The organism is Sphingobium sp. TCM1 (assembly GCF_001650725.1).
GTDB lineage: Bacteria > Pseudomonadota > Alphaproteobacteria > Sphingomonadales > Sphingomonadaceae > Sphingobium.
This window is the reverse complement of record NZ_LXVX01000039.1, coordinates 521,353-545,233: the sequence shown is the minus strand read 5'-3', so window position 1 is coordinate 545,233 and position 23,881 is coordinate 521,353. Positions and strand designations below refer to the sequence as shown.

At 66.0% G+C, this 23,881-nt stretch carries 19 protein-coding genes; 5 read left to right on the top strand and 14 right to left on the bottom strand.

Features of this window, described 5'->3' with window-relative positions; all coding sequences use genetic code 11:
* Positions 1-28: 28 nt before the first annotated feature.
* Genes A7Q26_RS23215 through A7Q26_RS23200 form a run of 4 tightly spaced genes read left to right on the top strand, consistent with a single transcriptional unit; the run spans position 29 to position 3,837 of the window.
* The gene (locus tag A7Q26_RS23215) at positions 29-931 is read left to right on the top strand and encodes an amidohydrolase family protein (protein ID WP_066865157.1); all 903 of its coding nucleotides are present in this window, start codon (positions 29-31) and stop codon (positions 929-931) included.
* Complete coding sequence (rhaT, locus tag A7Q26_RS23210) at positions 928-1,992, top strand: L-rhamnose/proton symporter RhaT (protein WP_066865154.1); 1,065 nt, start codon at positions 928-930, stop codon at positions 1,990-1,992. The genes A7Q26_RS23215 and rhaT overlap by 4 nt, the downstream gene beginning before the upstream one ends.
* Complete coding sequence (locus A7Q26_RS23205) at positions 1,992-3,032, top strand: glycoside hydrolase family 43 protein (RefSeq protein ID WP_066865153.1); 1,041 nt, start codon at positions 1,992-1,994, stop codon at positions 3,030-3,032. Before rhaT ends, A7Q26_RS23205 begins: the two co-directional genes overlap by 1 nt.
* The gene (locus A7Q26_RS23200; protein WP_066865151.1) at positions 3,019-3,837 is read left to right on the top strand and encodes an alpha/beta hydrolase; all 819 of its coding nucleotides are present in this window, start codon (positions 3,019-3,021) and stop codon (positions 3,835-3,837) included. The genes A7Q26_RS23205 and A7Q26_RS23200 overlap by 14 nt, the downstream gene beginning before the upstream one ends.
* Before the next feature lie 75 nt (positions 3,838-3,912).
* Here the strand turns inward: A7Q26_RS23200 and A7Q26_RS23195 are convergent, their stop codons facing one another.
* The 9 genes from A7Q26_RS23195 to A7Q26_RS23155 all read right to left on the bottom strand — a co-directional run bounded on the left by A7Q26_RS23195 (position 3,913) and on the right by A7Q26_RS23155 (position 16,031).
* The gene (locus A7Q26_RS23195; protein ID WP_066865149.1) at positions 3,913-4,968 is read right to left on the bottom strand and encodes a LacI family DNA-binding transcriptional regulator; all 1,056 of its coding nucleotides are present in this window, start codon (positions 4,966-4,968) and stop codon (positions 3,913-3,915) included.
* Between the two features lie 45 nt (positions 4,969-5,013).
* On the bottom strand, positions 5,014-5,979 hold the full coding sequence (locus A7Q26_RS23190; protein WP_066865145.1) for a family 43 glycosylhydrolase: 966 nt from the start codon (positions 5,977-5,979) through the stop codon (positions 5,014-5,016).
* Positions 5,976-7,166 (bottom strand): SGNH/GDSL hydrolase family protein, encoded by a 1,191-nt coding sequence (locus A7Q26_RS23185; RefSeq protein ID WP_066865142.1) that lies wholly within the window; start codon positions 7,164-7,166, stop codon positions 5,976-5,978. Before A7Q26_RS23185 ends, A7Q26_RS23190 begins: the two co-directional genes overlap by 4 nt.
* A gap of 11 nt (positions 7,167-7,177) precedes the next feature.
* A complete protein-coding gene (locus A7Q26_RS23180; RefSeq protein WP_066865139.1) occupies positions 7,178-8,701 on the bottom strand; it encodes an MFS transporter in 1,524 nt (507 codons plus the stop codon).
* An 84-nt stretch (positions 8,702-8,785) separates the two neighbouring features.
* Positions 8,786-9,901, bottom strand: coding sequence for a beta-galactosidase BglB (gene bglB, locus A7Q26_RS23175; RefSeq protein WP_066865137.1), 1,116 nt, complete (start codon positions 9,899-9,901; stop codon positions 8,786-8,788).
* Positions 9,902-12,910, bottom strand: a complete 3,009-nt coding sequence (locus A7Q26_RS23170; protein ID WP_066865135.1) for a glycoside hydrolase family 35 protein — start codon at positions 12,908-12,910, stop codon at positions 9,902-9,904.
* 10 nt (positions 12,911-12,920) lie between these two features.
* Positions 12,921-13,235 carry an L-rhamnose mutarotase gene (locus A7Q26_RS23165; RefSeq protein ID WP_066865132.1) on the bottom strand — a complete coding sequence of 105 codons (315 nt, stop codon included), beginning with the start codon at positions 13,233-13,235 and terminating at the stop codon, positions 12,921-12,923.
* A 68-nt stretch (positions 13,236-13,303) separates the two neighbouring features.
* Positions 13,304-14,821, bottom strand: a complete 1,518-nt coding sequence (locus A7Q26_RS23160; protein WP_157102664.1) for a rhamnogalacturonidase — start codon at positions 14,819-14,821, stop codon at positions 13,304-13,306.
* A 4-nt stretch (positions 14,822-14,825) separates the two neighbouring features.
* Positions 14,826-16,031 carry a rhamnogalacturonan acetylesterase gene (locus A7Q26_RS23155; protein WP_066865129.1) on the bottom strand — a complete coding sequence of 402 codons (1,206 nt, stop codon included), beginning with the start codon at positions 16,029-16,031 and terminating at the stop codon, positions 14,826-14,828.
* 353 nt (positions 16,032-16,384) lie between these two features.
* Here A7Q26_RS23155 and A7Q26_RS23150 point away from each other — a divergent pair, with 353 nt between their 5' ends.
* Complete coding sequence (locus A7Q26_RS23150; protein ID WP_066865126.1) at positions 16,385-19,333, top strand: TonB-dependent receptor; 2,949 nt, start codon at positions 16,385-16,387, stop codon at positions 19,331-19,333.
* Positions 19,334-19,411: 78 nt separating this feature from the next.
* On the opposite strand, the gene A7Q26_RS23145 is transcribed toward A7Q26_RS23150, so the two are convergent.
* The 5 genes from A7Q26_RS23145 to A7Q26_RS23125 form a co-directional block, all read right to left on the bottom strand.
* The gene (locus tag A7Q26_RS23145) at positions 19,412-20,188 is read right to left on the bottom strand and encodes an IclR family transcriptional regulator (RefSeq protein ID WP_066865355.1); all 777 of its coding nucleotides are present in this window, start codon (positions 20,186-20,188) and stop codon (positions 19,412-19,414) included.
* Between the two features lie 160 nt (positions 20,189-20,348).
* Positions 20,349-20,864 (bottom strand): peptidoglycan-associated lipoprotein Pal, encoded by a 516-nt coding sequence (gene pal, locus A7Q26_RS23140; protein WP_066865123.1) that lies wholly within the window; start codon positions 20,862-20,864, stop codon positions 20,349-20,351.
* Positions 20,865-20,979: 115 nt separating this feature from the next.
* Positions 20,980-22,326 carry a Tol-Pal system beta propeller repeat protein TolB gene (tolB, locus tag A7Q26_RS23135; RefSeq protein ID WP_066865120.1) on the bottom strand — a complete coding sequence of 449 codons (1,347 nt, stop codon included), beginning with the start codon at positions 22,324-22,326 and terminating at the stop codon, positions 20,980-20,982.
* Complete coding sequence (locus tag A7Q26_RS23130) at positions 22,323-23,321, bottom strand: cell envelope biogenesis protein TolA (RefSeq protein ID WP_066865117.1); 999 nt, start codon at positions 23,319-23,321, stop codon at positions 22,323-22,325. The genes tolB and A7Q26_RS23130 overlap by 4 nt, the downstream gene beginning before the upstream one ends.
* An 18-nt stretch (positions 23,322-23,339) precedes the next feature.
* Complete coding sequence (locus A7Q26_RS23125) at positions 23,340-23,822, bottom strand: ExbD/TolR family protein (RefSeq protein ID WP_066865114.1); 483 nt, start codon at positions 23,820-23,822, stop codon at positions 23,340-23,342.
* Positions 23,823-23,881 lie beyond the last annotated feature (59 nt).

Below are 23,881 nucleotides of genomic sequence, written 5' to 3'. Positions count from 1 at the left end.
CAGACCCGACATTTCGCGGGAGAGCAGCATGATCCCCTTTATCGATGCCCATATCCATCTGTGGGATCTGAACCATATCCGCTACGACTGGCTGAGCCCGCCTTTCTCCGACGAGGGGCCGAACGGCAGCGTCGAAGCGATCGCGCATGACTATGGGGTCGCGGACTATCGCGCGGACCTTGCCCGCTGGAATGTGGTGGGCGCGGTCCATGTCGATGCCGGCGCGGCGGCGGAGAGCGCGGTGCGGGAAACGCAATGGCTCGACGGGCTGGCCCAGATTGAAGGGTTGCCGACCGGCCTGGTCGCCTTCGCCGCGCTGAACGACCCGCAAGTCGACGCCCTGCTGGCCGCCCAGGCCGCCCATAAGCGCGTGAAGGGCATCCGCCATATCGTCAACTGGCATCCCAGCCCCAAGCGCACCTATGGCCCGGTCGACCAGACGCTCGATCCGCAATGGCAGGCGGGCTATGCGCTGCTGGCGAAGCATGGCCTTTCCTTCGACCTGCAATGCTATCCGGGGCAGATGCCCGGCCTCGCCCCGCTGATCGCGCGGCATCCCGATATTCCCGTCATCATCAACCATATGGGGATGCCGGTGCTGACCGACGCGGATGGCCTGGAGGACTGGCGCCGGGGCATGAAGGCGCTGGCCGCGCTGCCGCATGTCGCGGTCAAGCTGTCGGGCATGGGCTTCATCCGCCGCGACTGGAGCCGCGAAACGATCGAACCGCTGGTCCGCGAGACCATCGACCTGTTCGGCGTGAAGCGTTGCGCCTTCGCCAGCGACACGCCCACCGACAAGCTGTTCGGTCCTATCGACCGATATATGGAAGCCTATCACGCCATCGTCGCCGACTTTTCCGAAGCCGATCGCCGCGCCCTGTTCGCCGATAATGCCAATCGCCTCTATCGCCTGGGACTTGCCCTATGACCCCCAATCCGCTGCTCGGCGTTCTCTTCCACTGGCTGGGCGGTTTCGCCTCCGCCAGCTTCTACGTCCCCTATCGCGGCGTCAAACGCTGGAACTGGGAGATTTTCTGGCTCACCGGCGGCGTTTTCTCCTGGGTTATCGCGCCCTGGTTCTTCGCCTCGATCCAGACCAGCGACCTGATGGGAGTGATGGCCCAAGTGCCGTCTTCCGTTGTCGGCTGGTGCGTCTTCTTCGGCTTCCTCTGGGGTTTCGGCGGCCTGACCTACGGCCTCACCATGCGCTATCTCGGCCTGTCGCTGGGCATGGCGGTGGTGCTGGGCCTGTGCACCGTGTTCGGCACATTGATCCCGCCGATCTTCGACGGGACGTTCATGACCGAGATCGCCGGCACGCTGCACGGGCAGATCGTGCTGCTCGGCCTCGCGGTCACGCTGGCGGGGATCATCGTCGTCGCCCGCGCCGGGGCGCGCAAGGATGAGGCGCTGTCGGCGGAGCAGAAGGCTGCCGCCGTCGCCGAGTTCGATTTCCGCAAGGGCATCGCCGTCGCCATATTCTCCGGCATCATGTCCTCCTGCTTCGCCTTCGGCTTGGCGGCGGGCGAGCCGGTCAAGGCGCTGTCGGCTGCGGCGGGCACCGGGCCGCTCTGGACAGGATTGCCGACGCTCTGCCTCGTCATGTTCGGCGGCCTCATCACCAACGCGCTCTGGTGCGGATGGCTGATCGTGAAGAACAAGTCGGCGGGGCAATGGGCCGGAGCCCCCGACGCCAGCGGTCATCGGCCGAAGCTGCTGCCCAATTTCCTGCTCTGCGCGCTGGCCGGCACTGCCTGGTATTTCCAGTTCTTCTTCTACACCATGGGCGAAAGCCAGATGGGCCGCTTCGGCTTTTCGAGCTGGACGCTGCACATGGCGTCGATCATCATCTTCGGCACCTGCTGGGGCTTCGCCTTCCGCGAGTGGAAGGACGCGGCGCCCGCCGTGCGCCGAATGGTGTGGAGCGGGGTCGGGCTGCTGATCCTGGCCACCATCATCATCGGCTATGGCAACCGGCTGGCCGCCTGATGCGGATGCTTCTGGCTGCCCTGTTGCTGGGCTGGACGGTCCCGGCCGGGGGGGCCGCCGCGCCGCTGCTGACGTCGCATCTGCGCATCCATGATCCATGGGTGGTCGCGGAGGAAAGCGGGAAAAGCTACTGGCTCTTCTCGAAGAATGACCCAGCGGTGACGGGCGACAAGCGGCTGGGCATCATGGCCTATGCCAGCGGCGACCTCGCCCATTGGCAGAGGCCCAGGCTGGTCTTCGCCCTGCCGGAGGGGAATTGGGCGAATGACGGCGGCTGGGCGCCGGAAGTCCACCGGTGGAAGGGCCGCTGGTATCTGTTCGCGACCTTCCACAATGAGAAGGCGGCGATCGGCCCGGCGGCGAACCGCCCGCTCTATCGCCGCGCGACCTTGCTGGCGGTGGCGGACCGGATCGATGGGCCCTACACACTGATCCATGGGGGCGAACCGCCGACGGCGGCAGGCGACATGACCCTGGACGGCACGCTGCATGTCGATGCGGCTGGCAAGCCGTGGATGGTCTATGCCCATGAATGGATGCAGACAGGTGTCGGCACGGTCGAGGCGATGCCGTTGAAGGGCGATCTGTCCCCGGCCGGCAAGCCCCGCCTGCTGTTCCGTGCGAACGAAGCCGACTGGGTCGTGGGCCAGAAGCAGCCCGAAGGCGATACCGGCTATGTCACCGATGGCCCGGAGCTGTTCCGCACCCGGACCGGCACGCTGCTGATGCTCTGGTCGAGCTGGGGCAAGGACGGCTATGTCCAGGCCCAGGCGCGGTCGAAGAGCGGGACGCTGGCCGGGCCGTGGGAACAGCTCGGCCCGCTGGTCGAGCGCGACAGCGGCCATGGCATGATCTTCCGGGCGTTCGACGGCAAGCTGATGATGGTGCTGCACCGTCCGTTCAAACGCGCGATCGCCAAATTCTATGAGATGCGCGATGCGGGCGACCGGATCGAGGTGGTACGCGAGGCGGTCGAACTGGATGGCGAGGCCTATCCGACGCACGGTTGTCCGATGGGGGTGGACGATGCTGGCTGCTGATCTGGTCTGGCCGCTGCGTGGCGCGGCGAGCGGTGCCTTCACGCTGGAGGATGAGCGTGCGCCGCCCGAGCGGGCGGTGGTCAGCGCCGTCGATCGGCCGGTGCTGCTGGGCTATGCGCCCGACGCGCCCAATGGCCGCGCGATGCTTGTGCTGGGCGGGGGCGGCTATACTGCGTTGATGGCGGGGCGCGAGGGCGTGCAGGTGGCGCGCTGGCTGAATGGGCTGGGCTATCATGCCTTCGTCCTGATCCATCGCTTTCCCCACGCCGCGACCGGCCCGTGCGCGCCGCTCGACGATGCGCTGGAAGCCATGCGGATGATCCGTGGCAGCGGGCTGGCGAAAGCGGGGCTGGGCGTGGTCGGCCTGTCTTCGGGCGGGCATCTGGCCGCCTGCCTGATCGCCGACTATCCTGCGGCATGGGGCAAGGCGGAGCCAGAGCGGCCGGACGTGCTGGTGGTGGGCTATGCGCCCATCTCCACCAATGCGAAGGGGCGCACGATCATCGACGGCAAGCCGCCCCTGCCGCCGGTCGAGAAGCAGGCATTGTACGATGCGCTTCAACCCGATGCGCAACTGCTGCCCGATCCGCCGCCGGCCTTCATCGTCTATGCCGGCAATGACCCGGTCGTACCGGTCGACAATGGGTATCGTCTGGCGCAGGCGCTCCAGGGTGCGGGCGGCCGGACCGAACTCCACATTTTTGCCGACGCGCCGCATGGCTTCGCGCTCGATACGCAGGAGCTGCCGGTGTCGGTCTGGCCCGTGCTGTGCGAGGCGTGGTTGCGGCAGGTCGGGTTCCTCTGACGCCTGGAGCGGGCCAGGACCGGACGGCATCTCCGTCCGCTTCTCGATTTCGATCGGAGCGAACGGAAGAAGGGATCAATGTCGCGCCGGGACAGCGTCCGACTGACGGCGGATGAGCTGATAGTCGAGCTTCACCCGGCCGAGTGCATCGTCGTCCGATCCTTCGTCCTGGCTGCGGAAATGGGCGCCCAGCAGCCCGATCGCCTCGCGCGCCATGTCGCGGATCGGCTGGCGGATGGTGGTCAGCGCCGGCCAGATCGCGCCGGCCAGCGGCGTATCGTCGAAGCCGCAGATGGTGACGTCCGCCGGCACGTTGATGCGGCGCTGGTGCGCGACGGTGATCGCGGCGGCCGCCATGTCGTCATTGCAGGCGAAGATGGCGCTGGGCGGCGTATCGAGAGTGAGCAACTGCTCCGCCGCATCGAGCCCGGATCGGTAGGAAAAGTCCCCCGGTACGATCCAGCGTTCGTCGACGGCGATCCCGCAATCGGCGAGGCAGTCACGAAAGCCCTGCAACCGCCGGGCACTGGCGCGGTGACGGGGATTGCCCTGGATGAAGCCGATCCGGCGATGGCCGAGATCGACGAGGTGGCGGGTCAGGTCATAGGCTGCGTGGCGGTCGTCCGTCCCGACCGACAGCATCCCGGCCCCCTCCCGGTCCGGCGCGATCCCGACCACGGCGATGTCGCGCGCCTGGAGCAGTTCCACCAGATCGGCCCAGTCGCATAGCGGCGGCGGCAGGATCACGCCCGCGACATGGGCCTTGGCGACCTGATCGACGATTTCGGCGGCGAAGGCGCCCGGCGCGCATTGTTCGACCACCAGATGCAGGTGGCGTTGCGGCGCTTCGCCCAGAGCGCCCAGCAGCAGTTCGCCCAGATAGGCGGAGGTGGTGCTGTTGCTGTGCAGCAATGCGACGCGGCGGTCGGCGCTGCCGGCAAGCGCGCGCGCCGTCGCGTTGGGGACATAGCCCAGTTCGGCCACCGCCTGCTCCACCGCCAGTTGCGCCTTGGCGCTGACCAGCGCCTTTCCGTTGATCGCGCGGGACGCGGTCATCACCGACACCCCGGCGCGGGCAGCGACTTCGCGGATGGTGGGAGGCTTCCTCTTCGGGTTCTTCGGGCTTTTCATCCCGTCGGTCCTAGCTGCTTTTATGCGGCAGGAAAATCGGCGCGATCAGAGTTTCAGGCGGACATGAACGGGCGCGTCGCGATCGACGCTGATGACCCCGTCCTTCTCCCGGAGTTCGGCGATCTGGAGCACGGTGCGACGTTTCCAGTCGGGATTGGCTTTCGCTTCCTCCTCACCCTCCTGATGCACGAAATAGAGAATATAGGCGCGCGTCCCGGCGACGATGATGTCGGGATGCTGGCCCTTGGCGCGGTCGGTCGGATGGCGGCCGGGGGTTGCGAGGATATGACCCGGCTGGGTGAACCATTGTTCGCCATCATCGGAGCGCATGACCAGCAGCCCCTTCCACGCGTCGGAGATAAGCCAGTAGCGGCCCTTCCAGCGGAAAGCCTTCGGCCCTTCGCCCGGCGTTTGGGTCAGCCGGTCCCTGATTGTCCAGTGGACGAGGTCCGGGCTGTCGGCGGTGACGATCGCCTTGTTCTGCCTTTCGTCATTGAAGAAGAGGCGGTAGCCACCTTTCGGCAGCGCCAGTACGCTCGCATCGATCACCCGGTCGGAGCCCAGTTCGAGCCGATCGCCGCAGGTCCATGTCTTGAGGTCCGGGCTGGTCAGGTGGACGATGAAGCGCGGCGCGTTCCAGTCGCGATAGATGCCCGGTACGACGGTCAGCCACATATGCCACTGGCCTTCGAGCCATTGCACCTCGGGCGCCCAGAGGGTTTCGCCGGTGCAGCTGCCGGGAATATTCGCCGTGCCGGTGTAGCGCCATGCGGCCCCGTCCTTCGATCGGGCGACGCCGATCGCAGTGCCATGGACCCAGCGGACATCGCTGGCGTCGTCCTGCGGAAGGTCGGCGCGGCGGTTGGTGTAGAACATCACCCACTCGCCGGTCTGCGCGTCGCGCACGGTCGAGGCGTCGGCCGCGCCGTCATGGACGGGATCGCGGAACAGCGGCTTGGGCGCTACCGGCCCGCTGGCGGCAGCCGCCAGCAGCAGCAACGGCGTGATCACTGGAACAGCTTGAGGTCGAAGGCGGCGGCCATCGCCCGGAACCCCTCGTCATTGGGGTGGAGCGCGTCGCCCACATCATAGGCTTTGGCCATGCGTGCGGGGTCGGCGGGGTCGGCGATCGCCTTGTCGAGATCGACGAAGGCGTCCGCCTCCTGGTTGTCGCGAATCCATTTGTTCACCGCCATGCGGGCGGCGTCGCCCTCCGCGCTCCAATAGCCCGCGCCCTTATAGGGCAGGATGGTGGCGAGGATGACCTTCACGCCCCGGTCATGGGCGCGGGCGATCATCTGGCGATAGGCGCCGATCAGCGCTTCGGGCGGCAGCATCGGCTGCTGGCTGCGGGCGGCATTGCCCAGGTCGTTGACCCCTTCCAGGATCACGACATGGGTGACGCCGGGCACCGCCAGCACGTCGCTGTCGAACCGGGCAAGGGCATTGTAACCGTCGCCTTCGGACAGCAGCCGGTTGGCGCTGATCCCGGCATTGGCGACGCCGATCGATGTCCGCCCCGCTTTTTGCAGGCGCTCGGCCAGCAGGTCGGGCCAGCGGCGGTTGCTGTCTGGGGTGGCGCGCACGCCGTCGGTGATGGAATCACCAAGAGTGACGATGGTGGTGCCGGGTTTGCGGCTTTCCACCTCGACCCCGGAAATGATGACGCGGGGGCCGAGCGTCGCGGAGTTCGAAAGGCTGATGGCCGTCGTCTGGTCGCCCGGTGCGGTCCAGCCAGTGGCGGCGGAATAGCTGTGGACGGTCGCATCGGGCGCGCCCTGCGGCAGGTGGATGCTGATGGAGAGGCGCGTGAGCGGCTTCACCGCCATCGCGATCGGATCGCTCAACAAGGGTGCGCGGGCGGGGATGGTCGCGCCCTGCGCCTGGTTGAAGGTCACGACATGGTCGGTGCCGGGCAGCGTTTCGCCATTTTCGCCCGCGATCGCGACATGGACGGCGCCCAGCAGCAGGGGCTGGGTCGACATTTCGTTGGACAGGCGCAGGCGGATGCGCTGGCCGCCGCTGCTGATGCGGACGACCTGCCGCAGGGTGCGGTTGGCGAGGTCGGGACGCTTTTCCGGCGGCGCCTTCGACACAAGCGGCGCGGCCATCCAGCTACGCGACCAATGTTGTGCCTGCGCCGGCGTCGTGGCGAGCGCGAGCAGCAGCGTCGCGCCAAGCATCGTCCGTCCCGTCATCCTCATCCCCCTCAATGCGCGGCCGATTGGGCCACCGGATTGTTGCCCCAGAGCTGGTCGTAGCGCCAGCCCGACAGATCCTCCACGACGTGTCGCGCGCCGGGCGAACTGGGCGTGCGCGCCCCGCCGCGCAGATGTTCGATCTCGCGCATCAGGATGTCGTGGGTTGCGGGGCTGAGGCGAAAGCGGGTGGACACCCATATGCCGAAGGACAGGCAACCCACCGTGCCGATGGCCAGCAGCAGCGCCATCGTCAGGATCGCGTCCTGGCTCTGCGCCTGCGCGCCGGAGACGAAGCCGCCCGCCTGCATGATGAAGCCCACGCCCGCGACGGCGGCGGCCTGCGTCGCCTTGCGCACGAAGGTCATGACCCCGGCGAAGCTGCCCTCGCGCCTCTGGCCCGTGACGATCTCGTCCACGTCGGCCATATAATTATAGGTCGCCCAGGGGATATAGTTGAGCGCGCCGCGGCCCAGGCCCGACAGGATGATCGGCAGCCAGATCCAGGGGGACGTGGCCGGAACGCCGAGCAGCCACAGGCCAATGAGCGCGAATACGCCCACGGCGAAGTCGGCGGCGGCGACCTGATAGGCGCGGCTGGGGGAGGCGCGCAGCGCCAGGTTGATCGCGATGATGACCGCGACGAACTGGACGATATACATGGTGCCCAGCAGGCCGGAGGCGATGGCGGTGGAACCGGCCAGCGCGAAGATCACGAAGAAGGTGAAGGCCGCGTTGAAAATGTCCTGGCTGATATAGCCGCCCAGATACATGCCGAGGTGCAGGCGGAAGGCGCGGATTCGCATGGTCGAGAAGAGGTTGCGGTAAAGCGCCTTGAGCGCCTGCCCCGCGCCGCCGCCCTGCGTTCTTTCAGGCAACGCCTCCAGCGATCCCGGCATATGCCGTTCCCAGCTGAACAGATAGAGCAGTCCGGCCGTCACCATGAACAGGGTGGCGAAGATCAGGCCCATGTAGAAGAAGGTGTCGGCGCTGTCGCGGCCGAGCGCGTTGATGAGCCAGAGCGGCAGGAAGCCCGCGAGGATGGCCGACGCCTGGCCGAAGAGGATGCGCGATCCGGCGAACTTCGCCTTGGTGCGATAGTCGGTCGACATTTCGGCCGCGAGCGTTTCGAACGGGATGATCTCCATCGCATAGACCAGCTCGAACAGCACATAGCTGACCAGATAATACCAGAAGCCCTGTCCCGGCAGCCACATCAGCGCGAAGCTGGGCAGCAGGGGAATGGCCGCGAGGATGAAGAAGCGGCGGCGGCCGAACCTGCGGCCCAGCCAGGTCGATCCGAAATGGTCGGAGATATAGCCGATCATCGGCGAGGCGAAGGCGTCGAGGATGCGCGCCACCGCGAAGATGGTGGCCGCCTGCCCGGCCGTCAGGCCGCAGAACTGGGTGTAGAAGATCAGCACCCAGCCCGAAATGACCGCCATCGACCCTGCGCCCAGCACGTCGTTGGAGCCATAGGCGAGGTAGTTTTGCAGGCGGACGGGCCGGGGTGCGGATTGGGCTATGTCGGTCACTCTCGGCTCCTCCGCCTCTTATATTCTTGTCTCAAGCGGCGGCCGTCCTTCCATTTCCGGCCGCCGCCCAAGCTCGATGAACGGTCAGATATAGGTGCGCAGGAATTCACCCAGGGCGCAGATGGCCAGGCTCTGGCCATAGGGCATGGAGGTGAGCGCGATGTCCTTGTAGAATTGCTGGGTATCGCCCATCGCGGTGCCGAAGCTGACCTGCTGCAATTCGCCGCTCTCGTCGATATTGGCCAGCACGCCGCGCACCGCCCTGATGCCGACGTCCTCGTAATGGCGGGGTAGATAGCCCTTCCGCACGGCCTTCAATATGCCATAGGCGAAACCGGCGGTGGCCGATGCTTCCAGATAGCTGGTCGGATCGACGATCAGCGTGTGCCACAGGCCGGTTTCCGCGTCCTGCGTTTCGGCGAGCGTCTTCACCTGCGCCGCCAGCGTGTCGATCAGGAAGGTGCGGAAGAAGTCGCCTTCGGGCAGGTCGAGAATCTCGATGATCTCGGGAATGGCGATCGTCACCCAGCAATTGCCGCGCGCCCACAGCGCCTCGGCGAAATTGTGGCGGCCGTTGAAGTCCCAGCCGTGGAACCAGAGCCCGGTCTTCGTATCGAAGAGATATTTGATATGGACCAGGAACTGGCGCTTGGCTTCCTCGATATAGGCGGGGCGGTTCAGCAGCAGGCCGATCTTGGCCAGCGGCAGGACCGACATCATCAGCGTGTCGTCCCACATCTCGCCCGGATTCTCGTCATTATAGACGATGTGCTGGAACCCGCCTTCCTCGGTCTTGGGCAGGCCGTCCGGCGCCATCAGCCATTCGGCCCAAGTATCGAGATAGGGGATATAGCGCGGGTCGGGTTCGAACTCATACAGATAGGCGAGCGTGATGAACGGCGCCATCGTGTTGATATTCTTGGTCGGTGTGCCTTCGGCGAAGCGATCCTCAAACCACTGCTTGATGATCTCCAGCGCCTTGTAGTCGCCGGTCTGCTCGAAATAGCGCCACATGCCGAACAGGCCGACGCCATGGGTCCATTCCCATCCGGCCCAGCCCTTGGTGTCGATGATGCGGCCATCTTCCAGATGGAGCAGGAATTCGCCGGTCTCGTCCTTGATATTGACGAGATTGTCCATCAGCCGGTCGATGGACTCGACGACCTGCTGGCGCGGTACATCATGATTGAGAGCGGCCACTTATTTGATCTCCTTGAGGTCTGAAGGTGCATTTGGCGCGGCGACCATCTGCACTGGCAGACCGCCTTTGACGTTGCGTAGGATGACGAGGCGCACACTTTCGAGCGCATCGCCCGGCGCGCCGTCGGACGTGACGGCAAGCGCGATCTGGTTCCGGCCCCGGTGGTTCAATATGCCTTCGGGAATGGGGAAGGTGCGTTGCGGGCCGACATGGGCGATGAACTGGCCCATGTTCCAGCCATTGACGAAGATCAGCACGCGATAGCGGACCGGCGAGCGCGGCTTTTCGGAATCGCCGAAGCTCAGGCCGATGGTGGCGTCCTGCCCCTTGGGAAGGTTCAGCGCGAAGCTGGTGCGATACCAGCTGGTGCCTGCCTCCGCCTGGGTCGCGGGGACGCTGGCCTTGGTCCATGCGCTGTCGTTGAAGCCGGGCAGGTGCCAGCCCTTGCGCTCGCCAAAGAGGCCGCCATTGTTGGCGGGGCCACGGGCGGTGTCGGGCAGATCTTCGCCGCCTTGCTTGCCCTGGATCTTCCATGCGATCGGCACGGCGAAGCTGCGACCGCTGGGACCGCCTTCCAGCGAGGCGGAGATCAGGCCGCGCGCTTCCTTGTGGAAATCGTCGCTGTCCAGATCCCAGTTATGGCCGTTGTTGCGGACCATGACCGATATGACATGCTCGCCGGGTGCCTGCGCCTCGGCGGGCAGGGTGAAGCGCGCGGTGCCGGTGGTGATCGGGCGGGGCAGGCCGCCGGGCGTTTCGCCTTCGCCGATGAACTTGCCGTCGACCCAGACTTGCACCAGCCCCGAACCGCCCGCGCCATAATAGAGCGAGAGCGCCCTGGCGTCGGGCGAGCCGGTGAAGCGGCCGCGATACCAGACGTCGCCGTCATGGAAGCCATAGGCGTCCATGCTCATGTTGGGCTGGCCATCGGGCCGGGCGGTGATGCTGGCATAGGACCGGTTGTCGACCGCCTGCCATGCGCTGTCGTCGAAGGCCGGATCGGCTTCGGGCGATCCCTTGGCCATGCGCCAGTCGGTGAGCGCCGGCAAGGTGACGTCGCCGGGACCGGTGAGCAGCTGCACGGCGGCGAGGCTGCCGATCGCTGTCGATTTGGTCGCGACCTTCGCGCCGTTCCATGTGATGGACCGAACCGCCCTGGACGCCCAGATTTCGAGCGGGCTGGCCTCGGCAGTATCGCCGGTCAGCGCCAGCGTTCCGCCCTTGCCGACTGCGCTGCGGACCAGCGCGGGACCGCGCACCAGCACATCCTGTTCGCGCCAGTAGCGCGCGCCTTCCGCCTCGTCGGCGAGAATCAGCGTCAGCGGCGGACGATCGCCGCCCTCGACCCGCACGACCGCGCGGCCCTGATGGGTGTAGCTGAGCTTGAGGTCGCCCTTCGCAGCGTCGAAGGCGCTGGTCGCGCTGCCTTCCAGCACCGTCACCCTGGGCGCGGAAGCGTAGCGCAGCACCGTCTCGCCCGGCTCCCCGGCGCGGCCGTAGAGCAGGATCAGGTCGGCCTTGTCGATGACCTGCGCGGACTGGAGTTCGGAGGTCGAATAGACCAGCCGCTGCCCGCCCAGCGTCACGCCCGCGACCAGCCATTTCGCGTCGAAGCCGTTCAACTGCATCGGCACGGTATAGCGGCCATCGGGCAGGTCGGCGGTGAAGCTGAAGCTGTCGCTGGTCTGCCCGTTGGATGGCTTGTGCGTCACCATCAGGAAGCGCGCGTCCGTTTCCGGGCTTTTATTATGATAGACCTGGATATTGGGTGAACTGATCGCCGGCGTCCCTGCCGGGATCATCCCCGCCATGTCGGGGACCGAGGCGATCAGGCCGCCCAGCTGCTTCATCTCCAGCGCCTTTTCCCGTATCTCGCGCGGTTCGGAGATGGCGGAGCCATAGTCATAGCTGGTGAACACCACGGGCGCAGGCAGCCAGCCCCAGCTGGTGCCGCCATAGCCCATGTAGAAGCTCTGGATGCCAATGCCGTTGGCGAGGTTGGTGCCGTAGAAGACGCGCTGGAACCGCTTGCCGCGCTGGAGCGCGTTGCACTCATAGCCGCCGTTCGATCCCCAATAGTCGAACCAGCCGCCGCCGAACTCGGCAAGGAAGCCCGGCGTATCGGGCGATGCGGATGCGCCGCCCTTCGCCCCGCCGGGACCATAAAAGCCCCAGTCGGGCGCGGCCGACCCGCGCGTCGGCTGGCCGGTGACGGTGCAGGTGCCGCCGGGATAGCCGTCGAACGCATACATGTCGTTGGGGCCGTGGACGACCTTCTCGACCTTGCTGCTTGCCGGCGACCAGTAGCCGTTGCGGCCCTGATCGTTGTGGAACAGCGGCACGGTGATGCCGTCGGCGCGGGCCTTGGCATAGAGATGATCCATGTAGCGACGCTGCGCCGGGGTGGTCATCGCCAGCTCATTCTCGATCTGGTGCAGGATGACGCCATATTTGCGCCTGGGATCAATGTTGATCTGGTGCTTCGCGATGATCGCGTTGACCTTGGTCAGCCATTCGTCGGCGGCCGCCAGATAATCGGGATCGTCGGTGCGGGCGCGGGCGCGCTGGTTGACCAGCCAGCCGGGAAAGCCGCCGCGCGACAGTTCGGCATTCACATAGGGACCGGCGCGGGTGATGACGTAGAGGCCTTCCTCCTCCGCCATGGTCAGCAGCCGGTCGATGTCGCGGATGCCGGAGAAGTCGTACACGCCCTTTTTCGGGCTGTGGAAACCCCAGTCGAAATAGACGGCGACGCTGTTGAAGCCGCTGGCCTTCATCTTCTGGAGGATGTCGCGCCACAGATCGGGCGAGGGCAGGCGGAAATGGTGGAATTCGGACGACCAGATCACCATCCGCTTGCCGTCGATCATCAGCGACCGGGCGTCATAGGAGACGCGGCCGAAGGTCTTGACCGGCGCGGACAGGTTGGCGGTGGGCTTCGCCTGCTGTGCGAGCAGCGGCGTGGCCAGCATGGTGCCAAGGGCGAGGGCGGCGATGAGGGAGCGCATGGAAGCCGGATCAGTCCATATGGAACAGCAGGGGGAGCGGCCATTCCTTCGGCTGGTTGCTGGGCTGCACCTCCATCAGCGGCGCCATATAGTCCCACCAGCGCCGCATCACCGGATGATCGGGCAGCGTTTCGCGGCTGTTGTCTTCTCGCAGCTTGAGCACTGCGAACAGGCTCAGCGTCTCTTCGTCGAGGAAGATCGAATAGTCGTAGATACCCGAATCGGACAGCAAAGTGGACAGTTCGGGCCAGATTTCGTCATGACGCCGCCGATATTCCTCGACCACGCCGGGCTTCAGCTGCATCTTGAAGGCGTGGACAGTCATGGCATCCCCTCGTGAACCATATTATGGAACTTAAGACCTATATTTGGTAACATCGTCCCACATATTAGTCAATTGCCCAGTGGCGTGCGGCGCAGCGTCAATCCCGGCACATCATCGAATGCGAAGGGTGGGCGCGCGTCGGCCGTCATGGTTTCCGCCGTGAAATGGTCGATCGTCAGTCGCTCGGCATGGCGCGCCCAGAGCGCCCAGCTGGGCAGGATTCCGAACATGCTCGGTTCGGGATAGGCGTCCGCCAATTCCGCGGGCGCGCGCGCCGCATCCGTCGCCGTGCCGCCGCCGCGATAGACGAGGTGGATGTCGCGCAGCGTCACGTCGGCGATGCGATGGCCGGGCAGGCCGGCGATGGCGGCGGGAAAGCGATGGTCGATGCCGCGCGCGTCGACATCGCTGATTTCGACATGGCGGACCGCGCCGATGCCCGTTCCCTCCGGCCCGCGCCGGCGATCCCCCAGCCGCAGGAAGAGCGGCGCCGTGGTCACGTCCCGCATGGTGAGGCGGCGGGCGACGATATTCTCCATGACGCCCCCGTCCACCGTTTCCAGCGCCAGCCCGCGGCAGCGGGTGAAGCGGCAATCCTCGATGCGGACATTGCGGTAACCGCCATTGCTTTCGGTGCCGAGCTTGATGCGGCCGGTCACCCTGTCGCGATCGGGCGCCAGCTGCTGAGTCGTTCGGCGCGTGCCGTCGATCAGCGATCCCATGTCGTAGCCCGACACGTCGCAGTCGCGGATCAGGATATTGTCCGACGCGATGGCGCGGCCGAGCGCATGGCTGCTTTTCAGCACGATGGCGTCGTCATTGGGCGAATTGACGCGGCAGCGTTCCACCACCACGTCGCGCACGCAATCGAGGTCGATGCCGTCGCGGTCGGTGTCGATCGTCAGCCCGTCGATCCGCAGCCCCCGCGTGCCGGTGGCGAGGATCGCGAAATGCCCCCCCTTCAGGATGGTGAAGCCCGACAGATGGATGTCGCAGCCGTTTTTGAAGGCGATCGCCTTGTTGCCCAGCCCCTGCATGGCGGCGGCGTCGGGTTCCAGAGCGGCGATCTGGGCGTCCGTCATGCCCCGCATCGACAAGGGCCGCTCGCCCGCCTGCTTCTTCCAGCGTGCGCCGGGGCCGTCGCGGGTCAGGCCGATGCCGTGGATCATGCCCGGCCCGGTGATCGCCACCTGTTCCACCGCGTCGCCCCAGATCAGGCTGTTGCGCCAGTGGCTGTGGCCGAAATCCTGGTACAACTGGTCGATGCCGGTTTCCGGAAGGTCATAGCGTCCGGCGTGGCGGGCGGGATCGGCCGCCTCGATCACCGCGCCTTCGCCGAGCAACAGCGTGACATGGCTGCGCAGGCGGATGGAAAAGCAGAGATAGCGCCCGCGTGGCAGGACGACCGTACCGCCGCCGCTGCGCGACGCTGCCTCGATCGCGGCGTTGATCGCGCCGCTGTCGATCGCGACGCCATTGCCGCGGGCGCCGAAATCGCGACTGTCGAAGCGGCGCGCGGCCTGGGCCGGAAAGGGCAGGGCAGCCAGCGTCATTCCCAGAAACATATCGCGGCGGCTGATAGTCATGGCTCTAGCTGCCGGCCGGGCGCTGATCGCTGTGGATCAGGCTGGGGACGATCGCCGCCTGCGCGGCGGTCGGGGGCTTGGCCGGGACGAAGGCCGGGGCGGTCACATGGCCCGCCAGTGCGGGAATCCGTGCCTTGATCCGCTGCGCCACCGCGTTGGCCAGGAGCCAGGCCCCATAATTATTGTGATGCGTCTTGTCGGCGCCGCCATCGTTGAAGGCGGTCGGCGCGACGTCCGGTCCGAGCGCCTCGTAGATCGCCCGACTGTCGGCATTGAGGTCGATCAGCGGCACGCCTTCGTCCGCCGCCAGCTTGCGCACGGCGGCGGCATAGACGCCGAGCGTCTCCCTAATTCTGCCCTGCGCATCGAAATTGCGGCGTTCGGGCGACGTCACCAGCACCGGATGGGCGCCGCGCCGCCGCGCTTCGGCCATGTAGGTCCGCAGATAGGCGGGATAGGTGATGGCCGCGTCGGCATAGGTTTGCGGCCATTCCTGCTTCTGGTCATTATGGCCGAACTGGAGGAACAGAAAGTCGCCAGGCTTCATGTTCGACAACAGCTTGTCGAAGCGCAGGTCGGTGAGGAAGGATTTGAGCGTCGCGCCAGACTTGGCGTGATTGGCGACGGCGACCCCGTCGTCCAGCAGTGCGGGCAGCATCTGGCCCCAGCTTGCGGCCGGTTCGGCGAACTGGTCCGTCACGGTGGAATCACCGGCCAGATAGAGCGTCGGCGCCTCCACCGGGGCGATCGTCACCGACGCGACCTGCGGCTTGCCCAAAAATTCGAGCGTCAGCTTGTCGTCCCACGTATATTCCTGCCCATCGCGGGGCGAGAGCCGCACCTGCTGCCCGCCCGGCGCATTGGCGGGCGGCGGCGGCAGGGCGGGCGTGCGGACGTTCACCAGGAAGCTGCGCTCGACAAACTGCCCCTTGCGGGTCGCGACGTTGCGCAGCATCAACCGCCGCGCCTCCGCCTTGACCGTGGTGTTGCCTGCGCTGCGGGTATCGCCCAGCCGCACCGTGACCCGGTAATTGCCTTCGGGCAGCGCCACCGAGAAGAGATAGGCCGATTCGGTGCCGCCCGGTTCCATGCCATGGCCGCCAGCCTGATAGCTCTGCCGGCGCAGCGGGGACGCGCTGCCCAGATCGAATGTCAGGGGTGTGGGCGCGGCCGCGGCAGCCATGATGAGGAGGAGCGGCGTCAGCGGCATGGCGCGATGACCCTGTCAGCGAACAGGAAAATGGGGGAATGCGCCGCGATGGACGCATTCCCCCTAGCCGACCGCCCGTGCAGAGGCGGCGATTCCTGCGGTCCACGCCGAACAGGAGCAAGCGGGGCCAACTTCCTCAAGGGATTCTCCGTCCCATAAAATAGATTGGAGGACCATATGGCGGGACTTGTTATCTCGCAAGACCCTGGTTCCTTAACCATAATGTTTTTCACAATGTGGCACTTGCGATCACATAATGATTTTTCTGGCCAAAGAGCAGCGAATCCGGTACAATGAGCGACAGTTCCACATAGTGGGGCATCCGGCAAGAACCGGACAAAGGGGAGGATATTATGTTGCGCCACGTTACCCGTGCAGCCTTCGCGCGTCGCAGCTCGACCATCGCGATTGCATCCACCATCTTCATCGCCGGAACGGCCATCGCGCAGGACCAGCCTGTCGACGCGCCGCCCCAGGCGGACCAGGAAACCGCGGACATCGTCGTGACCGGCTTCCGCGCCTCGCTCGACAGCGCGCTGGGCATGAAGCGGCAGGAAGCCGCCGCGATCGATTCGATCGTCGCCGAGGATATCGGCAAATTCCCGGACTCGAACCTCGCCGAATCGATGCAGCGCGTGCCGGGCATCGCTCTGGCCCGCGGTGACGGCGGCGAAGGCCGCAACATTTCGGTTCGCGGCCTGGGCGCGGGCTTCACCCGCGTCCGCATCAACGGCATGGAAGGCACGTCGCAGACGGGTTCGTCCGACATCTATGGCGCGGGCAATAATGGCCGCAGCTTCGACTTCAACGTTTTCCCGACCGAAATCTTCTCGGCCCTGTCGGTGCGCAAGACCACTTCGGCCGATGTCGAGGAAGGCTCGCTCGGCGCCACGGTCGACCTGAGCGCACCCAAGCCGATGGATCAGAAGGAGGATTTCGTCCTCTCCATGACGGCGCGCGGCGTCTATAACGAGCTGTCGAAGAAGGTCGATCCGCGCGCCTCGCTGCTGATCTCAAAGCAGTTCGGCGACAGCGGCTTCGGCATTCTCGGCAGCCTTGCCTATCAGAAGCGCAACATCCGCGAGGTGGGCTATTCGGCGGTCGACATCCTGTCGGCCAATACCAATGGCGGTTTCTGCTCGCCGGTCGGCTTCGCGCCGCAGAACCCCTCGACCAACGCGGCCAAGGGTGCCGACGCGCTCAACTGCTCGACCGGCAATCCGCGCACCAGCACCAATGGCGCCTATCAGGCGATCGTCGACCTGCGCCGCGACGACCTGCCCAATGTTGCGGGCAGCGGCGCATTCCTGCCGCGCATTCCGCGCTACCTCAATTCGGAACAGGACCAGGAACGGATCGGCGGTTCGCTGACCCTTCAGTTCAAGCCGGACGATGAAACCGACATTTCGCTCGACTTCCTCTATTCGCGGTTCGAGGTGACGCGCCGGGACAATTATATCGCGGCGATCTCCTTCGCCCGTTCGGCCGCCAACAACGGCCAGCCGATGACGTCGGTGCGCGATATCGAGTTCGACGAGAATGGCTCGCTGGTCTACGGCCTGTTCGATGGCGTCGACGTCCGTTCCGAAGGGCTGGTCGATCATTTCGTCTCGACCTTCAAACAGGCGAACCTGAACTTCAAGCGCCAGCTCAGCGACAATCTGGAAGTGAGCGGCATCGTCGGCTTCAACCGTTCGATCTGGGACGGCAAGAAGCGTCTCCAGACCTTCATCGACGCGATCGACACCGACGGCTTCTCGATCGACTATCGTGACGGCGGCTCCACCCCGGTGCTGGGATTCGGCATCGACGTGAACAATCCGGCCAGCTTCACCTATGCGCCGGGGCTGGCCGACGGCACGGTGCTGGGCGGCTTCAGCTATCAGGGCAAGCCGTCGAAGAATACGACCGACAACATGACCGCCGAAGCCAATCTGAAATGGAGCTTCAGCGACGCCTTCTCGATCCGCGCCGGCGCCCAGTATCGGCGCAGCGATTTCCTCTCGACCTTCCTGCGCCCCTATTCGGCCGACCTGCTGGTCCGGGCATTGCCGGCGGGCACCAGCCTGGCCGACATCACGACGACGATCAGCGGCGTGGACAAGCTGTGGGGCAAGGGCGCGCCGTCCAGCTGGGTGGCGATCGATGCCGACAAGTGGGCCGACACGTTCGGCTTCGATTCGGTGCGTTACTGCGGCGTCGAATGCGGCGCCGGACGCAGCCGGGTGCGCGAAGAGGTCATGAGCAGCTACATCATGGCCAATTTCGACCTGGAGGATGCGATCGGCTTCGGCGTGCGCGGCGATGTGGGCGTGCGTTATGTCAAGACCGACATGGTGTCTTCGGGCTATATCACCGTGGCCAATGCCGCGTCGCCCACGGGCCTTGCCGGCCAGTTCGCATCGGCAAAGAACGGCTATGACGACTGGTTGCCCTCGGCCAATGTCGTGATCGAGCCGATCGACAATCTGCTGGTCCGCGTGTCGGGCGCGAAGGTCCTGGCGCGGCCCGAACTGGGCCTGCTGACGCCCACCAGCGGGGTCAATCCGGTGACTCGTGTCGGCAACGTCAACAACCCGTTCCTGGACCCGATCCGCGCCACCACATTCGACCTGGCGGTGGAATGGTATTTCCGTCCCGGCTCGCTGCTCTCGGCCGCCTTCTTCTACAAGGACATCAAGAGCTTCATCCAGAATGTGAACAGCCAGATTCCCTTCAACCAGCTGGGCTTGCCGGACGCCCTGCTGATCGGCAGCAATACGCTGCCCACCGAGCTGTTCACCGTGTCGCAGCCGTTCAACACGCCGGGTGGTCCGCTCAAGGGCATCGAACTCAACGCCCAGATCCCCTTCACCTTCTTCGATGGCTTCCTCGCCAATTTCGGCGTGCTTGCCAATTACACCAAGGTAACGTCGAAGATCGACTATATCCTGGCCAGCGTGAACGGCGTGCCGACGGTGACCACCACGGCGGACCTGGTCGGCCTGTCGAAGAATACCGCGTCGGCGACGCTCTATTATGAGGATGACAAGTTCAGCATCCGCAGCACGGGCAATTTCCGCGACAAGTTCATCCGCGGCATCCCGGCCTCGCCCGGCAGCGATCTTCAGGGCAATGCCAAGACCTTCTACATGGATGCGTCGGCCAGCTACAATGTCACCGATCGGCTGAAGATCATCGTCGAGGCGCAAAACCTGACCGACGAGCAGAACCGTCTCTATATCGACAGCCAGCGCCAGGACACGCTGTTCGAAACGCGGATCGGCCGGACCTTCACCTTCGGCGTGACCTACCGGATGTAACGCCGGCGCCTATCCTTCTCCCCAACCTGAAAGGGCGCGACCACTCCGGCGGTTCGCGCCCTCTTTGTTCGGGATCGATCAGCGCGGCCCGCTATAGCCCACCGCGGCGCCGATCTGCTCGGCCGACCGCATCACCTGTTCGGCAAGGCCCGGCCGCAACTCGTCCGTCAGATAATGGGCGGCGCTGGCGATCGAGATGGCGATGCAGATCTTGCCCTTCGCATCGCGGATCGGCACCGCGATCGACCGGACACCGTCGCCCAGCTCGCTGTCGTGCAGCACCTCGCCGCGCGCCTTGTGCGCCCGCATTTCCTCCAGAAAGGCGTCGATCTGAGCGCGGTCCGCATTGCCGCCCTTCGCCTCGCCATAGAGGCGCTCCCACGTCGCCTCCTCCTCATCCAGCAGCAGCGCCTTGCCCAGGCCCGTTTCCGCGACAGGGCGGCGATCGCCCGGCGCGGTCGCGACGCGCAGCCGCTGGGTGCCGGTCACGCGGTCGAGGTGGCGGGAGAAATCGCCCTCGCGCTTGCCGACGAAGACGCAGAAGCCGGTGCGTTCCGACAGCAATTCCATGAAGGGGCGGGCGACGCGGACATAGTCGATCTGCTCGGTCGCGAGCACGCCCAGCTGCAACAGCTTGGGGCCGAGTGCGAAACCGTCGCGCGTGACGGCCAGATAGTTGCGCGAGCGCAGGGCCTGCACCAGCCGGTGCGCCGTGGTCTTGCTCATGCCCAGCTTGCGGGCGAGGTCGGCGGCGCGGATCGGGCCGTCGATCACCTCGTCCATGATGTCGAGCGCGCGCATCAGCGTCTGGGTGCCCTTGACCCCCTGCTCCTGTTTTTCGTCGGTATCCTGCATGGTCGTTCCGTTCGCGATGGCGTCCCACATATCGGACGCGTCCCATATATAGGAAGCATATCGACCAATTCGGACCGCTTGTCAGCAGCTTTGTTATACGCATGGAAAAGGCCCGCGAGTCGCGGGACCGGCGGGCCTTTTCCGGGTCAGTGGGTGCGGGTCAATATTGGATGGTGACGGTCACGGCGCGGCGGTTCTGCGCCCATGCGGCCTCGTCGGAACCGAGCGCGGCCGGGCGTTCCTTGCCATAGCTGACGGTGGTGATACGGCCCGGATCGATGCCGAGCGAGGCGAGATAATTCTTCGCCGCATTGGCGCGGCGCTCGCCCAGCGCGATATTATAGTCGCGGGTGCCGCGTTCGTCGGCATGACCCTCGATCGTCACGCGCACCGCCGGATTCTGCTGCAACCAGGCGGCCTGGCTCTGGAGTGTCGCCTGATCCTCCGCATCGACATCAAATTGGTCGAGCGCGAAGAAGATGCGGTCCGACGCGACCGAGGCGATGAAATCCTCCTGGCTGCCCTTGACCGGGCCGGAGGGCGTGGCCGGGCCGGTCGGCGCGGTGGTGCCGCCGGTGCCGCCGGGCGCGGGGGGCAGTTCCGCCGGCGGCTTCTTCGAACAGGCGGCGAGCGCGATGATGGCGGTGGCCATAACCAGGGTCCGGGACAATTTCATCGGGGGTCTCCTTCTTGCGCTGTCGATCGCACAGGGGGGCAACGACAGGGTTCGTGATGTTCGTTACGCTGTCAAGACGACAGGGTTCCGCCGGGGGATGTCCCCCATGCGAATCTTACGGCAGCAGCGGTCCCCAGGCCGGGTCCGAGCCGCTGAGCGGCGTCGGGATGCGCCGCTCGTTCACGCCGGTCAGATCGACCTGCCACACCTGGCTGCTGCCCTGGCGGCCCGGCGTGGTGCGGAAATATTGCAGTACGCGGCCATTGGGCGACCAGGTCGGCTGTTCGTCCTGCCAGCCATTGGTCAGGATGCGCTCATTGTCCCCATTGGGGGACATGACCGCGATCTTGAAGTCGCCCGACATCTTGGTGAAAGCGATGAGGTCCCCGCGCGGCGACCATTCGGGGGTCGCATAGCGGCCGCCGCCATGGCTGATGCGGCGCTGGCCGGATCCGTCGGCGTTCATGACATAGATTTGCTGCCCGCCCGACCGGTCGCTTTCGAACACGATCTGCCGGCCGTCGGGCGAATAGCTGCCGCCCACGTCGATGCCGGGCGTATTGGTGAGGCGCACCGGCGACCCGCCGCTCGCCGAGACACGGTAGATGTCGGTATTGCCCGCAACCGCCATGGAGAAGAGGATGCTGCGGCCGTCGGGGGACCAGCGCGGCGCGAAGGTCGGGTTGTTGCTTTCCGTCACCAGCTTCTGCTGGCCGCTGCCGATGTCGTAGACGTAGATCCGCACCCGGCTGCCCAGATAGCTGACATAGACGATCGACTTGTAATCGGGGGAGAAGCGCGGGGTCAGCGCGATCGACTGGCCATTGGTGATGAAGCGGTGGTTGGCGCCGTCCGAATCCATGATGGCGAGCCGTTTGACGCGATTCCCCTTGGGGCCGCTTTCGGCGATATAGGCGATGCGGCTGTCGAAGAAGGGGCTTTCGCCCGACAGGCGGGCATAGATGGCGTCGGCGCATTTATGCGCGGCACGGCGCCAGTCGCGCGGGGCAACGACATAGCCCTGGCGGGTCAGTTCCTGCTTCAGAGCCACGTCATAGAGGTAGCAACCCACCGTGATGTCGGATTCGCCGCCGCTTGTGCGGACGAAGCCCTGGACCAGCGCCTGGTAGGCGCCCCATTTGTCATATTGCGGGAAGGTGACTTCGGGGAAGGCGATGGCGGGCAGCCCGCCTGGACCGGACGGGTCGAACAGGCCGGAGCCCTTGAGGTCGGACACGATCACTTCGGCGATCTTGCGGCCCAGATCGCTTGCGGTGCCGGCGGGGGTCGCGACCTCCTGCTGCGCGGGGAGCGGGGGGACGGCGATCTTCAGGTTGCTGTCGATCTCGCCGGTGACATCGACCGACAGCTGGGCCATGGCGGGCGCGGAAAGGGCGGCGGCCAGCGCGACCGTGGCGGCGAAGGCAGTGGGCGCCAGGCGGCGGAGGAGGGTGGTCTTCATCGGTTCAGCCTCGCGTCAAAGCGGAGTGGCCGGAGCCATTTCCATTGGTCATAATATTCGGGCGGCAGGTTGCGGAAGGGCGCGGCCAGCTTCACCGCCTGGATCGCGCGCTCCGCATGGAGCCGGGCCTGCGGCTGGTTGCTGGCCGTCACGCCCAGCTGATCGATCAGCTGGGGCGCGCCGATCAGGCCGCCATTCTTGTCGAGCCGCACCTCCAGCAGGGTGACGAGCTTGTCGGCATCCGCGCCGGACGGCGCGCGCCAATGGGGCTTGAGCTGCCGCCGGATTTCGGCGTCGAGCGCGGCCTTCTGCTGTGGTCCCATGGCGGCGGCGAGTGGCGGCGCGGCTTTGCGCGGCGCGTCCGCGCTGGTGTCGATGCCCTTGAGGAAATCCTTGCCCAGTAGCGACCCCTTGGGCTTGTCCGCCTTGCCCGCGCCGGACGCCCTGGCGTCGCTTTTGGCCTTGGCGTCGCTCTTGGCCGGCTTCGACGGCACGGCGGCGGCCTTGGGCTTTTCGGGCGCTGGCTTGGCCTTGGCCACCGGCTTTTCCGGCGTGGGCTTCGCTTTGGGCGCTGGCTTTTCCGGCGCCGGCTTGGGCTTGGCCGGGGTTTTGGCCGCTTCCTTCTTGGGCGGGGTCGGCTTCGGTTTGGGCGGTTGTGCCTTCGCCACCGGCTTGGGCGGCGGCGGAGCAGGCGTCGGCTTTGGCGGAGGCGGCGCGGGCGTCGGTTCGGGTTCCGGCGCAGGTTCGGGGAGCGGCGCGGGCCTGGCGTCCTGCGTCGGCCCTTGCTCCGGTGCGGAGCTCGGTGGGGGCGGCTGGGTCGAAATCTGTGGCGCGGTCGATTGCAGCGCCACCTCGTCCACCAGGCTGACGTCCATTGGCGGGGACTTGAGCTTCAACGGGTTGGGGGTGGCCAGGAACCCGGCCGACAGCAGGCCGAACAGCAGGACATGTCCTGCCGTCGCGACGCCAAGGCCGATCTTTTCCGCGCGATCCATATCCTCGACCTATGGCCCCTATTCTGAACCGCCGCTGTCCGAGCCAGAGCCCGAACCGGCGTCCGACCCGGCATCGGTGCTGACCAGCGACACTTTGTTGAGGCCCGCACGGTTGAGTTCGCCCATCACCCGCATCACCCGGCCATAGTCGAGGGCGGTGTCCGCGCGCAGGAAGATTTGCGGCGGCTCCGGCTGGCCGGCATGGGCCGAAGCGATTTCGGCCAGGCGGTCCGGCAGGTCGGCATCGCTCACCTGCGCCTCGTCGATGAAGAGGCCGCCGTCGCGGTCGATCGACAGAACGGTCGGCTTGGCGTCCTGGTCCAGCCCCTTGGCGCGGGTTTCGGGCAGGTTGACCGGCACGCCCGTCACCAGCAGCGGCGCCGTCACCATGAAGATGATCAGCAGCACCAGCATGACGTCGACCAACGGCGTCACGTTGATATCGGCCATCGGCGCCCGCTGGCGCCCGCGACGGCCGGACGGAGGACCGGACATCGCCATCAGCGCGTTCCCTGTTTTACAGCGATGCCCAAGTTCATCGCTTCTTTCTGTGCAGCGAT